The organism is Sunxiuqinia rutila (assembly GCF_050589705.1).
GTDB lineage: Bacteria > Bacteroidota > Bacteroidia > Bacteroidales > Prolixibacteraceae > Sunxiuqinia > Sunxiuqinia rutila.
In genome coordinates this window covers 63,135-77,777 of sequence record NZ_JBNGOT010000007.1, presented here as the reverse complement: position 1 = coordinate 77,777, position 14,643 = coordinate 63,135, and the positions used below count along the sequence as shown (strand labels likewise).

Below are 14,643 nucleotides of genomic sequence, written 5' to 3'. Positions count from 1 at the left end.
CAATCCTTCAGGGTTGTTGCTGAAGTTAAAAGTGCAGGCTTTCTTTAATTCTTTTATACCCGGTTTTACTCACCTTCAACTTCGTTTTATCTTTCAGAATAACCACATAAGATTCCTTTTCATACTGCTGAATCTCGGCCATATCTTCGATGTGCACAATGTATGAACGGTGAATGCGAATAAAATCCCGGGGATTCAGATTCGACTCGAAATATTTCATGGTTTTCTGCTTCATGTGGCGGCCATCCTGGGTGTAAATCAGCACATAATCATCCAGCGACTCAATGTAACGAACCTGATCAACAGGAATAATATTGATCTTATGCCGGTCTTTTACCACAATGCGGTCAAGGTACTCCTCTACGGCATAAGTGCTTAGCTGCTCCAGCCTGTTGGTCGAACGTTCACCCTTATCAATACGTTCCTGCACTTTATCAATGGCTTTTAGCAGACGTTCTTTCGAAAAGGGTTTCAACAAATAATCCTGGGCATTGTAGTCAAAAGCCTTAATTGCATATTGGTCGTAGGCTGTTGTGAAAATAATCTCTGGTTTATGATCCAACAACTCCAACATCTCAAACCCCGTAATTTTGGGCATTTGGATGTCCAGAAACACCACATCGGGTTTCAGCTCATTAATTTTCTGAACCCCTTCAAAACCATTTTCACATTCGCCAATCAGCTCCAGGCTTGGATGATCTTTCAGGTAACTTTTAAGCAGATTGCGGGCAAGTTCCTCATCTTCGATGATTAATGCTTTCAATGTCTGTTTCATGCCGGTATTGTCTTTGGTAATAATAATTCAACTTTAAAACTTGTTTTATTATCTGTCAGTTTCAGCAAATCAGCCGATCCGTAAATCAAACTCAGCCGTTGCCTGATGTTCTGCAAACCAATGCCCTCTCCCCTGTTTCTAATCGCTTCCGGATCATAATCATTCTCAATGCAGATCAGAATGTGCTTTTCTTTTATGCGACAGGTGGTGGTAATACTCACCGGGCTTGTTGCCTCATAAACACCATATTTTATCGCATTTTCAAATAAAGGTTGCAAAATCATGTTCGGAATCTTGCATCGATGACAACCTTCTTCAATGTCAAAAACCGGGTTTAGCTTTTTTCCAAAACGTACTTTCTCAATACTCAGGTAAAGCTTGATGTTTTCCAGCTCATCAGCCAGCGAGACGGCCTCATCCTGATCGTGCTGCAGAGAGTACCGCATAAACCGCGACAAGTTGATCACCATTTCCTGCGCTTTTTCCGGAGCACTGAGCGTTAAGGAAGCGATGGAATTGAGACTATTGAAGAGAAAGTGCGGATTAATCTGCGATTTTAGTGCGTTGAGTTCAGCTTCCCGAATCAAGGCCTTCAGCTCGGCTTCTTTCTGTATCTTTTCTTTCAGACTTTGATAATAGTTTATCGTATAGAAAAACATGACATAAATGGTGTACATCACGTAGCCCGAGAAAATCTTATTGGGCAGGGAATCGTATAAAATCTGAAGGTAGCTTTCATCAACCAATTTGATGAAAATAAAGCCGAGGTACAACCAGATGGCATTGAGCAAACTTCCCGTAATAAGATGATAAAGCAACACCCAATACAAATCCTTCTCCTCTAAACTGTTGTATTTGATAATGAACCAAATACTAGCCCCTAAAATCGGGTACAAAGCAAAAAAGGGAAAAGCCGACAAAAAGGCTGTTGTCAGATCGGTGCCAAACCAAAGGTTTTGAACCACGATGTTGACCAGGCCAATGGTCAGCCAAAACACTCCATAATAGAGCATTAATCTTTTGTTATTGATAAAAGGATGCCTCATGCGAAGATTTATACATGCTTGACTTCAAAGCCTCCAAAAATCGTAAATCCCCGAATAACCAGTGTCTTGGAAGGATCGTATTGACGGTGCTGAAAGGTATCGCCCCGCTTATCGGTAAAAGCGCCAAACATGGTGGTCACTTCATTCCGAACATTCCAGTCCAACGGAACCTTAATGCTGCAACCGCCAAAAATGGCCAATGAATCGATAAAAGCGCCTTGCGGAGCCAGCCGAGATTGCCGTAAATCATAATCGATACCGCCAAAAATGGAAGTGGCCCGACCGCCTTTTAGGTTTTGGGAATTGATAAATATTTCGCGGCCACCAAAAATGACAAAGTCATCAAACTGATCAAAATCCCGGTCGCCTGTACCCTCCTCCAATCTGCCCTTTGAACTGTTTTGACGCATCAGAAGGAGTACACCGGCTGCCACCAAAATCATTGGCCAGTACAAACGTCGCAGTTTCTGAGGTACCTCAATGAATTCGGGCAACATAAAAAAGCCACCAATAACCATCAGGATTAATCCTCCGGTACGGTTACCTCCAATCCACGAGATTATTCCAATACCCACCAGCAACATTTGCCAGGAAATCAACACATCAAGAACACTCCATGGAATCAGACCAATACGTTCAAGTATCATAAATGCCCCAATGGCAATCAGTACAACTCCAAAATAAAACCCTTTGTTCTTCTTATTCTCCATAATCTTTCATATCAAAAATCCCACCTCTAAAATAGTTAAATTCTTCACCTAAACTCACCTTGCTTCAATACGCTCGCCCGCATGCGGTTAACAAACCCGCTAAAGAATTTTACTGATCAGAATAATTCCGACCACCACTAAAATGATCGGGAAGAAAACAATGGTCAGTATTCCCGGAATAATGACGTGTGGCAACACGAACAGAACAGCCAGCACAAGCAGTAAGGCTCCAACCAATCGGCGGCCTGCAAGCAGCAAAACACCAACAATCAACAGAATTACCGGCCAGGTAATACTCACTGCTCCGGCATGAAAAATGTTGAAGAAGTTTGACATTCCCTCCCGAACCGCATGCCAGCCCGGCAATCCAATATGCCAACCAAATTCTTTCAAAATCCAAAGAACCCCAACAATGATTAAAACTGTGCCTAGAAATGATCCGTCGGACTTGCGTTCTTTACTACACTTTCGTTCTTGTCTGTAAGAATTATTTTCCATAACCAGCTACCTTTAATTTCCAGGATAAAACTAAGAATTCCAAGCTGTCTGCTGAAAAGCTGATCGGTTAATGGAAGTGATTCATCGGTAAGAAGTAGGATAAACTCACAAAAAAGGCGAGACATCATCTGTCCCGCCCTTTTCTATCGATCTTCTAAAATTATTTTCCTTTAATTTTTGACCAGTTGTCGCGCAATTGCGCAGTCCGGTTGAATACCAGTTTCTGGTCAGTGCTATCCAGGTCTACGTTGAAATACCCCAGCCGCTCAAACTGGAACGAATCCAAGGCTTTGGCTTGCTTAACAAATGGCTCGATGTAGCACGTATTCAGCACCGTCAGTGAATCCGGGTTCATAAATTCCTTGAAGTCGCGGTCTTTATGTCCATCCGGCTCTTCGTCCAAAAACAAGCGGTCGTACAAACGTACCTCTGCTTCAACGTTTTCAGTAGCCGACACCCAGTGCAACGTAGCTTTTACTTTACGGCCATCAGGCGAATTGCCACCTTTGGTTTCAGGATCATACGTACAGTGCAACTCGGTAATTTCACCATTTTCATCTTTGATCACATCGTTGCAGGTGATGTAGTAGGCGTAGCGCAGACGAACTTCACGACCAGGCGCCAAACGGAAAAACTTACGTGGTGGTTCTTCCATAAAGTCATCGCGCTCAATGTAAATCTCCTTGGTAAACGGAACACTGCGTGTACCTGCATCCGGATTCTCCGGATTGTTGATCGCTTCCATCTCTTCAACCTGTCCTTCCGGATAATTGGTAATCACCACTTTCAAGGGGTTCAAAACTCCCATTACCCGCTGTGCTTTTTTATTCAGATCTTCGCGAACACTGTGTTCCAGCAAGGCGACATCAATGATACCATCAACTTTGGTTACACCGATGCGCTCGGCAAAATTCCGGATCGACTCCGGCGTATATCCCCGACGACGCAAGCCCGAAATGGTAGGCATCCGTGGGTCATCCCAGCCATTCACATGCTTATCCTTCACCAGTTCCAGCAGTTTGCGCTTACTCATCACCGTGTAAGTCAGGTTTAAGCGGGCAAACTCAATTTGGCGCGGACGGTATTCGCCGTCTTTCAGCTGATCGATAAACCAGTTGTAAAGCGGGCGGTGTACTTCAAACTCCAGGGTACAAACCGAATGCGTAATGCCTTCCCAATAGTCGCTTTGCCCGTGAGCAAAATCATACATCGGGTAAATGCACCATTTTGTGCCAGTGCGGTGGTGTGGCGCATGCATCACCCGGTAGATAATCGGGTCGCGCATGTGCATATTCGGCGAAGCCATATCTATTTTGGCACGCAAAACGTGCTCTCCTTCTTTAAATTCTCCAGCCTTCATCCTCATAAACAAGTCGAGATTCTCCTCTACAGAACGGTTTCGGCATGGACTCTCTACTCCCGGACGGGTGGGTGTTCCTTTTTGGCTACTGATGGTTTCCGCATCCTGATCATCCACATAGGCTTTACCTTCCTGAATCAGTTTAACAGCAAAATCAAACAGTTTATCAAAGTAATCGGAAGCATAAAACTCACGGTCTCCCCAGTCAAATCCCAGCCAACGTACGTCTTCCTTAATCGAATCCACATATTCGGTTTCTTCTTTGGAAGGATTGGTATCATCAAAGCGAAGATTTGTCAGCCCGTTAAACTTCTGAGCGGTACCAAAATTTAAACAAATTGATTTCGCATGCCCGATATGCAAATAGCCATTGGGCTCAGGCGGAAACCGCGTATGCACTCTTCCGTCATTCTTCCCTTCTTTCAGTTCTTCTTCAATAATTTGATGGATAAAATTCTTTTTAACCACCGGCTCTTTTTCAGGAGTTTTTTCGCTCATAGAAGTTTTCAATTAATTACGGTCACGGACCTATTTATTACTTTCCGAATCGTCTATAAAACAGCTTATGAACAGGTCGAAATCTAAAAATGACCATTCATAAGATTGAATAATCCACAAAAATATAAAATGATTCTGCACAAATGGTTTTAAGTCCAATAAAATCTATTTCTAAAAAAGAAAATTAATTTTGTCCTCTGGAAGTTTACCCTTTAAAACACACGAAAAATGGGACAAATTGATTTGGAAGGACTGGAGTTTTTTGCCTATCACGGGCATTACCCGGTTGAAAAAGAAGTGGGCAACAAGTTTATCCTGAATGTAAGCATTCAAACTGACTGCGAAGCAGCCGCCAAGTCGGACCGCCTGAAAGATGCCCTGAATTATCAGAGAGCCTATGAACTGATTAAAGAGGAAATGGCCATTCCATCTGATTTGCTGGAAAATGTAGCCACCCGCATTGTGGATCGCCTCTACGATGCCTTCCCGCAAATTGAGCATGCCAAAGTAAAAATCTCAAAGATGAATCCCCCCATGGGCGGGCAGATTGAAAAAGTTAGTCTGACGATCAGCCGCTAAAATTTGCAGCAAATCATCCTGCTTACAATTTACCTCTGTTGAAATTGACATAGCCTGAAAGGGCGCAGGATTGAAGTTTTTTAAGCTCTTTGGCTAGTGTCAAGGCAGTTAACCGGGCACCAGCGGCATTGGTATGAATCTGATCGTTGGTAAAAAACTGCCGGGCTATTTGGGGCCCCATGGCCTCATACTCCAAGGTAATAACGTGGTTTAAATCAATATAGAAAACCTGTCCGGACTGAGCCAAATCACGAGCCCACAGGGAATTGCTTTCACTTACGCTTTCCAATTTTCCACCCGACCACTTGTTGTCCGGAGTCGGAGAAATAAGGATGACCACTACACCTTTGGCTTTTGCCTCTATAAGGTGCTTCTTCAAAACTTCGGTGTAAGAATAACTTTGTGCATTGGGGCTGTTCTTTGTACTTGAGCGACCAAGCTGGATCAGCAAGAAATCATCTTCCTTCATCTGTTCCATCAGCTCATTCCAAAACCTCTCCGAATAATAACTCAAACCATTGTTGGCAATGGCTGTTGGGGTGAAAATATTTAGCCGACTGGTGTCCAGATAAGCCGGAAGCTCCCGACTCCAGTCAACGGCTTTTCGTTCAGTCGTGCTCTCGGATGTATTTGTGACAAGAAAAATATTGCGTTTCACCGGAAAGTTAAGTGTTGGGTTTTCCTGCAGGTAATCTTTCAGTTTGCAACTTGAGGCTTCATTCAAACCTTCCACCACCAGCGCTGCTGCTAAAAGTGCTCCTTTGGCCGAAGTATGCGTTGGGTCGTGATTGAAAAAGAAAGTGCCGGTTACTGAATCTTTACCCATAACTTCCATTGCCTCGGCCATTTGTCTATTCAGGTTAATAAACTCGACCTCTTCAAAGTTAGCCACTTCGCGGGCCCATTCGCTGTAGCTTGCATTATCCCTCAGTACCTCTCCATTCACCCATCTGTTGCGAGGTATAGGTGATATAACAACAGGGATGGCTCCTTTCTCCTTCGCTTCAATAATATACTGACGCAAATACCAGCCATACGTATGAACCACTTCACGCTCGCCGGTGAGCAGGTTGTCAATTTCTTCCATTTTATCGCTGATGCCTTCAAAAGTGCCACGTGCACGAAAGTTATCATTAACAGGACCGGCATCGTTGTGCCCAAATTGAATCAACACATAATCGCCGGCTTGAAGCTTACGCAAAACTTCCGCCCAACGTCCCTGAGTCCTGAAAGTACGGCTGCTGGTTCCTCCCAAGGCATGATTCTCAATCCGGATTCTGGTTGTATCAAAATAGTGTGCAAAAGGTTCGCCCCAGCCCCACAGTCCGTCGGCCCCATCGCCCCGTCCGTTTTTCACGGTGGAATCACCAATAAGATAAACAGTCGGTTTTCCGGTCGGTGCTTCCTCCTTGTCAGCCTGGCAGCCACTCAATAAACTAATCAGCAGGAAAAAGACTACGATTCGTATCATGATTTCATTTTTTTGATTCAAGCTTTGCAACAACAGGAAACGAAAGATACACCCTTCGCTTTTGTGAAGTTACAAACAAATAAGTAGGTTTTCCGCCTTCCAATACAGAAAGTTAGAAATTGTCCCTGAGTATCATCGGTATAAGACCTAGCGGAAGAGCCTCCAGACAAAACCCATAAAAAACGGAGAGTAGAAAATAAACTTAGGCTCCCCATATTGGCCATAACTAAAGTCAACTGTCAAACTCTCAAATGCCAAACGTTTATTGAAATATAGAATCACTGAAATGGTTATAGAATAAGGTTTTCCCCACTCAACTCCGTAATCCGTGTTTCTGATTTCTGATTCAAATTCCACCAAAGAAACACCCCCATTGATAAAAGTTTTCTGTATTTTTATCACCATGAATTACCTTTTTTAAAAAATCACTAAAGCCTGACTTTAAAAAAATTGACGATTGACATCTTATTCCAAAACTGACATTCGTAGAGAAACAGTTCAATTGGATCAGATGTCAAACATACCTAGCTAATACGAGTAATGAAAGATTCCGAATATTGGAACATTTTTGTTAATGGGCAAAAACAAATTCTTGAAGTCATATATACCAAATACTATGACCACTTACTAAACTATGGATTGAAGTTATATCCTGACACAGATTTCATAAAAGATTGTATACAGGATTTGTTTGTAAAGCTGTACTCAGGTAAGAATATAAAATCTACTCCTTGTGTTCGTTCGTATCTGCTAAAATCGATTCGTAATATTATCATTGATAAGCTGACAAAAAACAAGCTTTATCTTTCTGAAAAAGACATACCGTTTCATCTGATTATTGAAGAAGATGAGCTGGAGAAAAGTTTCGGAACAAATAATGATGAAGAACTTCTATTAGTCAAGAAGTTAATCAATTGCTACAATCAATTATCTGAAAACCAGAGACAAATTATCTATTTAAAGTATATACAAGAACTTTCCCACAGAGAAATTGCTGAGATTCTTGGTATTAACGAACAATCCTCAATGAATCTGGCTTCAAGAGCGCTGGCCAAACTACGGAAATTATTACTTGACAAAAACAACCAATCTTTTTTCAATAGCGAAACACTGGAAAAGAATCTGACCTTGTTACTCCTTATGAATCGACAAGCTTTTTATAAAGCAAATCATTCAACTTAGGCATGGACGAGGTATCGAAGATTTTCATCCGATAATCGGAACCAGAAAAGTTATATCCTGTAAATAGTTCACATTCTCGCAGCCGAGTAAATCCACCTAAAACACAGTCAAACAAATAGATCGAAAGAGGAACTTTGACCGCAAAATAAAATTTCCTGACCCGCTGATGTTCAGTGGATCAGGAAATCAATACCGTAAATATCATTTGTAGCTCCTCGCATTTCACTCCTTGTGAACGAATGCAACGGAAGACCTACAGCTTATTTTCTTAACCAGCGGTTAAGCGCATTGTGTGGTGTGCTCACCACAAATTTGTAAAATTTCGATGCCGGATATTGCGATAAGTCTACCGTAAAAGCCCCTGCTTTAGCAGGAACTTCCCCCAGTTCTATCCATTCTTCAACTCCACCTTCTTTGAAATGGTTAGTAGTAGCCATATAAATGATAGCCTTATTATTTGTCGATGAGCTATTCCAGCTAAGAACCACAGTATCATCATAGGGGCTGGTCTTAAGAGCTGAAATATCGTTCTTTCCCAAAAATGAAATTCCGTCTTGCTCAAAGGCCAGATCACGGGGCACATCGAAATCCATAAAATGACAAATTGTAGGTAAAATATCAACTAAAGACAGGGAAGCACTACCAAAATGGTTATTAACCTTTTTCTGATTGGTTGAAATCCATACAGAGCGTTCTCTTTCCGACTGCCCACCATGGCCGTGTCCACTTTCCGAACGACCATGATCAGTGGTAACAATAACCAGCCAATCTTCATCAAACATTTTTTCACGATATTGAACAGCCTCCCAGATTTGAGCAATCAATTGATCTGTTTTATTCACATAGTCATCCATAAAGGCTCCATCTCCATAAAGATGAAAACCAGAATCGGTATACCACAAATAAACCCAACTCAAATCCGGAGCATCGCGACGAATACTTGCTGCTGCTTTTTGGCAAACAACAGAGTCAATTTCAAAAATCTGCTTATGGTCTTTTTTCTCCGGGAAGCGCGTTTTATCAAGTTCATAGCCATCGTATACATAGTCTATTTGAAGCTGATTCGTTTCCTCTTTTCCTTCGCCAATAAGAACGGTTCGATTATCAACCCAGCTGGAAAAAAGCGCCGTCTTAAAATCCTGTTGTTGCTCTTTCGCTATTCGGAAAATACTCCAATAATTATAGTTAGGCTTCAAATTCGAATTGCCTGGTACATTATGCTTATTAAGCCACGTTCCGGTTAGAATATTAGTATATCCTACAGCCGAGATAGTTGGGGTTTGCGAATATCCTCCTATTTCGCCGCCGGTATACCCTCGCGCATAAGCCCCTTTATCGGCAATATCAAATACAGTCTTGGGACGAACACGTTCCACATAATCGGCTGGGATACCATCAAGAACAATATAAACAACTTTGCGAGTTTTTGCCTGGATGGTAAAAAATACCATCCAAGCAAAGACTACTGTCAAAAACACTTTTTTTATACTCATCATTCAATTTCGCATTATTTTAATATCCACATGAGTTTATTCACCTCATCAACTCCTTCATATTGGCTATCTAGTGCTTTCTGAACCTGTTCCTTATTATAATCAAATTCAACCTGAGGATACAACCAACGCACCGGGATTTTAGACGGCTCTTTAAAATTCAAATTCGTTTCGGGATTTATTGGTAAAACCGGGTATCCCGTACGTCTGTAATCATAATACGACTGCCAAGCGAGTTGCAAGAATGAAGCTACGTACTTTTGCTCCATAAGCATCTCCAGTTTGTCTTCAAACTCTCCGGATAATTGAACCGAAGGATTTACCAAATAATCATCAATTACTTCGTCTGTAATCTTTCGCCCATGATGATAAGTGACATCATCAGGAGTCCATTCACGAAGAAAATCAAAATGGGCTCGTATTCCCTTTGTATAAAACAATGAAGCATCTTCTGTAATCCAGCCACGCAATGCAGCTTCAGCAAGAATAAAGTTTTGCTCAGCATAACCAATCAAAATATAAGGCTCGCCTGGCTCATAGTAAATGAATCGTTTATTAAACCCACAATATTCTCCAGACACATATTTAGCTCTAATATCCTCAATAGGATCCGAAACCTCTACTCCAACATAAGCGTCAAAATCACTTTCTACCTTCCCCTCCGCAAGTTTAGCTTTTGAAGGAGACGCAAAATAAAACATCCTATAATCGTTATTCTCTTGCAAAATATCCATCAACGTATTCGAAAGCATCGGATAGTCAAAGTGCTTATTATAGGCAATATTAAAAGGATACAACTGACCTGATTTACTTGAGAATACCAGTTGGAGATTATCTCCGTTCCCTTCCATTAAAAGACCACGTTGATAAACTTGTGCAAATTTTTGCTTTACATTAAGATCAGGATCTGATTCTTTTTTGGAAAGATTGATAAGTACCCTTAACTCAAAGGCATTAACAACCTTTCTCCACTTATTGACATTTCCTCCAAAAATAGGATCTCCTTCAAAATCTGAAGCGTTACCGAATAACTCAACAGAACGATCCAAATTGGTCAGCAAAGATTTAAAAATATCTTTCTGAGCATCGTATTTAGGGGTTAACAAATTCTCTTTACCTTTCAATATTTCGGAGTAGGGAATATCGCCCACGGCAATAGTCTGATTGTAAATCAAATAACTTTCCAAGAAAAGAGCTAATGCCTCATAGGCATTACGATCCCGTTCTTCGGCCAGTTCAGCCATAAGTCGATAGTTTCGCAATGTCGTAAAACTATCAAAACTCGCCCTTCCAAAGTTGTTATATTGATTTCCTCGCGAACCTTCACCCCACGCCAAATACTTGGGAAGAAATTGACTATCTACAAAACCTGCACCTGATGACGGTTTCATGATTCCCATAATAGCCCCGGTAGCTAAAAGTTTCGAGTTTACTTTCGTAGCTGAATCGCTATTGGTATTCAACTCATCGAATTTACTGCATGCGGCAAATAAGATTAAAGCTGCAAACCCAATTATTATTTTATTTAAATTCATAGTTTTAAAAAGATTAGAAATTAAGTTTCAAATTAAAACCAACATAGCGAATGGATGGAGAATTGATATTCTCAACGCCGACATCAGGATCTGAAAATTTAAAATCGCGGGTCCACATCAATAGATTTTGCCCCACTACTCCAATTGATGCTTGCTTCAAATTCAACTTTTCATAAAAAGTTGGTGGCAAAGCGTAACTAATGGCAATATTTCGCAACTTAACAAAGGTTTTATCCAGTAAATTTTGAGTCCGAACAGTTCCAATATAAGGATTTGTACGAGTCATATATGTCTCATAAGAAACCACTTTATCGTTCGGTTCATATACCCGATCATCCCGAATAATATTGCCATCGGCATCCCATTCGGCACTTCCTGAGACCACTTTAACTCCCTCTCCAATAAATGTTTTATTTCCATTGACCACCTCCTCATAACGATAATCATTATCACTATCAATGTGAGAACCCGAGTTCCACATGGCCTGATCAATTTGTGCATGAGCTAATCCTCCTACTTTTCCGTCAACACTTATATCAAGTGTCAAATTCTTGTACGAAACTTGCGTGCTCAAACCAAACATCCAGTCAGGAGCAGTATATCCTTGCAAACTTTCATATTGGTTAATTAATGGCATCCCATCATTTCCATGAATAATATTGCCATTAGGATCTCTTTGGTAGTCATAAGCACTTAACCAATCCCAACGTTTACCTTTTGCAACCCAACCTTTTTGCGTCGAATAAACCGGATCGATATTCGCGTAATAATAACGATCTCTTGCCCAGTTAAATGTCGCCTTCCAGTTTAGCTCTTTGCTTTTGATGATATCGCCGGACAAAATTACCTCGAACCCTTTACGCTCCTGTTCTTCATCAATATTAATAAGAGTATTGTAATAGCCTGTCGTCGAACTAATTCTTGCAGAACGAGAATTATTATAGTTGAGCTTGTTATAGTAGGTTACATCTAATCGCAACCGATTATTTAAGAAATGAGCAGCTGTTCCAATTTCATAGGAACGAGAAGTGGCTGGCGAAATAATCGCATCTTTTATCGAAGTTGGGGCGTAAGCTGCCGTCATGTTATTCCACACATCGGTACTGATGTTGAAAACCTGATTAATGGCATAAATACTCATGTCTTGCTTAGTCATTGTCCATGAGCCCCTAAGTTTCCAAAAATCAAAAAACTCAGGCATCGTAATGAATTCTGACAGAACCAAACTTGATGCCACTGAAGGATAAAAATACGAACGGGTTGATTCCGGCAAAGTTGAAGACCAGTCATTACGCCCGGTAACATCTAAGAAAACAGCACTTTTCCAAGAGGCAGAAAATTTTCCGTAGAATGAATTAACTTGCTTTTGTGAATACCATTTGCTGGTTTGGGCTGGATCCACAGAAGCATTCAAAGAATAATAACCGGGAACAATAATACCACCTTCCGTATTTGAACTCAGTCCATCATTCTTTAGGTAATAAATAGATCCGCCCAGCAAGCCATTAACATTAAAATCATTAAAGGTATAATCCCCCATTAGTATCAGATCGTTATTAATGCTGAAGTTATTATTTCTGGAAACACTATAGTATCCTTTTCGACCACCCCAACCAGCTGTCGCGCCGATAGGCGTCTTATATTCCGATTTACTAACGCCCATATCCATACCTGATCGAAGCGTCGCAGTCAGCCATGGCGCAATATCATAGGAAGTATTGATAAACCCATTAACTATATCATAATCATTGCCCGATGTAATTTCATGAGCTATGTAGTATGGGTTTTCGTACCAGGAGCGATCCATCCAGTTTGATAACTCGTCTTTTTTGTACCAATAATCCTTATAATCACGAATATCAAAATCGACACCCGACCAGATTAATAAATTGTACAAGTAGCCATTGCCTCCATAGCCGGTACCTCCTTTATTCGGATAAAACCGTTTATTATAGGTCAATCCGGCATCTGATTTAAACTTTCCAAATTTCATATCCCCACCTACAGAATATGTAATTTTATTAAGCTTTTCATTGGGCCATTGTCCCTTGTTATAAACGTGAGTTAAAGAAGTACGAAAACTTCCATATTTTCCCTTTTGTGTGACACTCACATTAGTATTGACAATGGAACTAAACTCCTGGAAATTTTTCAGGTTATTTTTTCCTTTAGCCACCAAGGGCTGTGTTTCCCATTCATAAGTAAATGGATTGTATTGTACCGCTTCACGACCAATATCCATTTTATCTCCCCATACATAACTACCTGCAAGGTATTTACCTCCCTGCCCGGTACTGTATGATGTTTGAACTTCCGGTTTACGCAAATAACCGGCATTAATCATGGTACTACTATTGATCTCGACCTGAAGACCTTCTTCCTTGCCACGCTTAGTCACAATCATGATCGCACCACTTCCTCCACGCGCACCATAAAGAGCAGAAGCTGTTGCTCCCTTCAAAACATCGATCGATTCAATGTCATCGGCAGCAATATCTCTTAATGAAAGGTTGTTATATGGAACTCCATCTACAACCAATAAAGGAGATTCTCCGCGCAATGAAATGGTAGGAGCACTATTGAATTCAGTACTATTAGCAACGTTTAAACCGGCAATTTTTCCCGTTAAACTAGTGGCAAAGTCAACACCTTTTACCTTGCTAACATTATCGCCCGAAACTTTTTGAACAGCATAACCTAAAGCTTTGGTTTCTTTTTTTATTCCCAGTGCCGTTACAACCACTTCATCGATGCCTATCTCGCTGGAACTTAACGTCACATCAACAGCACCATTCGAATCACCAATATTCACCTCCTTGGTCGTCATTCCAACAAACGAGAATACAAGCACAGCATCAGGATTAACCTCAAGAGTATACCGTCCCTCAAAATCAGTAATGGTACCATTTACAGTACCTTTCTCAAGAACAGTTACTCCAGGCAGAGACTCTCCTGCCTCCTCTGATACAGTACCAGTTACAACTCTCTTAGGAGACTGAGATTTCGTTTCCGGAGTAGCTTTTGCTTTTTTGGTAATATAGATTTGCCTTCCTGATATCACATAAGCATTCTCTGAATTTTTAAACAACTCATCGAGAATAGTCGTTATCTCTTGCTGATCGAATTGAGCCTCAACTTCCCGGTTAAGATCCAGAGCATTATCTTGATAGATAAAAACAAACTCTGTTTTCTGACTGATTTCTTTTAACACACTTTTTACCGTCTTCCCTGCGGCATTGACGGATATTGTTACCGTTTGCGAATAACTGTTTTCGCCGTAACCTAATTGTAACCCTAAAATAAGGCAGACCATTAACAATTTCATTCTGCGAATATTATTCCTTAATAGTGACCGCTTATTTAAGCCATTTGCATCTATTTTAATCATATATTTGTATAAGTAATAGATTTTAAAATTTACATTTTGAATCTCATTAAAAGCCGGACGATAATACCAGTATCGACCGGCTTATTTGTTTTTTATTCTTTCTGTCTT

At 40.9% G+C, this 14,643-nt stretch carries 12 protein-coding genes; 2 read left to right on the top strand and 10 right to left on the bottom strand.

What is annotated here, in order from left to right; all coding sequences use genetic code 11:
• Positions 1 to 25 precede the first annotated feature (25 nt).
• From ACRD6K_RS10415 to ACRD6K_RS10395, 5 genes are all read right to left on the bottom strand, one after another.
• A complete protein-coding gene (locus ACRD6K_RS10415) occupies positions 26 to 775 on the bottom strand; it encodes a LytR/AlgR family response regulator transcription factor (protein WP_430973213.1) in 750 nt (249 codons plus the stop codon).
• Positions 772 to 1,788: a sensor histidine kinase gene (locus tag ACRD6K_RS10410; RefSeq protein WP_430973212.1), complete on the bottom strand. Its 1,017-nt coding sequence runs from the start codon at positions 1,786 to 1,788 to the stop codon at positions 772 to 774. Before ACRD6K_RS10410 ends, ACRD6K_RS10415 begins: the two co-directional genes overlap by 4 nt.
• A gap of 41 nt (positions 1,789 to 1,829) precedes the next feature.
• A complete protein-coding gene (locus ACRD6K_RS10405) occupies positions 1,830 to 2,531 on the bottom strand; it encodes a LiaI-LiaF-like domain-containing protein (protein WP_299580971.1) in 702 nt (233 codons plus the stop codon).
• Positions 2,532 to 2,630: 99 nt separating this feature from the next.
• Positions 2,631 to 3,029 carry a hypothetical protein gene (locus ACRD6K_RS10400; protein ID WP_430973211.1) on the bottom strand — a complete coding sequence of 133 codons (399 nt, stop codon included), beginning with the start codon at positions 3,027 to 3,029 and terminating at the stop codon, positions 2,631 to 2,633.
• Positions 3,030 to 3,189: 160 nt separating this feature from the next.
• On the bottom strand, positions 3,190 to 4,887 hold the full coding sequence (locus ACRD6K_RS10395; protein ID WP_430973210.1) for a glutamine--tRNA ligase/YqeY domain fusion protein: 1,698 nt from the start codon (positions 4,885 to 4,887) through the stop codon (positions 3,190 to 3,192).
• A 228-nt stretch (positions 4,888 to 5,115) separates the two neighbouring features.
• Here ACRD6K_RS10395 and folB point away from each other — a divergent pair, with 228 nt between their 5' ends.
• On the top strand, positions 5,116 to 5,466 hold the full coding sequence (folB, locus tag ACRD6K_RS10390) for a dihydroneopterin aldolase (protein ID WP_299580980.1): 351 nt from the start codon (positions 5,116 to 5,118) through the stop codon (positions 5,464 to 5,466).
• A gap of 22 nt (positions 5,467 to 5,488) precedes the next feature.
• Here folB and ACRD6K_RS10385 read toward each other — a convergent pair whose 3' ends face one another.
• A complete protein-coding gene (locus ACRD6K_RS10385) occupies positions 5,489 to 6,937 on the bottom strand; it encodes a GDSL-type esterase/lipase family protein (protein ID WP_430973209.1) in 1,449 nt (482 codons plus the stop codon).
• 147 nt (positions 6,938 to 7,084) lie between these two features.
• On the bottom strand, positions 7,085 to 7,342 hold the full coding sequence (locus ACRD6K_RS10380) for a hypothetical protein (RefSeq protein ID WP_299580986.1): 258 nt from the start codon (positions 7,340 to 7,342) through the stop codon (positions 7,085 to 7,087).
• Positions 7,343 to 7,477: 135 nt separating this feature from the next.
• Here ACRD6K_RS10380 and ACRD6K_RS10375 point away from each other — a divergent pair, with 135 nt between their 5' ends.
• Positions 7,478 to 8,119 carry an RNA polymerase sigma factor gene (locus tag ACRD6K_RS10375; protein WP_430973208.1) on the top strand — a complete coding sequence of 214 codons (642 nt, stop codon included), beginning with the start codon at positions 7,478 to 7,480 and terminating at the stop codon, positions 8,117 to 8,119.
• A gap of 260 nt (positions 8,120 to 8,379) precedes the next feature.
• On the opposite strand, the gene ACRD6K_RS10370 is transcribed toward ACRD6K_RS10375, so the two are convergent.
• Genes ACRD6K_RS10370 through ACRD6K_RS10360 form a run of 3 tightly spaced genes read right to left on the bottom strand, consistent with a single transcriptional unit; the run spans position 8,380 to position 14,535 of the window.
• Positions 8,380 to 9,615: an alkaline phosphatase family protein gene (locus tag ACRD6K_RS10370; protein WP_430973207.1), complete on the bottom strand. Its 1,236-nt coding sequence runs from the start codon at positions 9,613 to 9,615 to the stop codon at positions 8,380 to 8,382.
• A gap of 11 nt (positions 9,616 to 9,626) precedes the next feature.
• Positions 9,627 to 11,147 carry a SusD/RagB family nutrient-binding outer membrane lipoprotein gene (locus ACRD6K_RS10365; RefSeq protein WP_430973206.1) on the bottom strand — a complete coding sequence of 507 codons (1,521 nt, stop codon included), beginning with the start codon at positions 11,145 to 11,147 and terminating at the stop codon, positions 9,627 to 9,629.
• A gap of 13 nt (positions 11,148 to 11,160) precedes the next feature.
• Positions 11,161 to 14,535: a SusC/RagA family TonB-linked outer membrane protein gene (locus ACRD6K_RS10360; RefSeq protein ID WP_430973205.1), complete on the bottom strand. Its 3,375-nt coding sequence runs from the start codon at positions 14,533 to 14,535 to the stop codon at positions 11,161 to 11,163.
• Positions 14,536 to 14,643 lie beyond the last annotated feature (108 nt).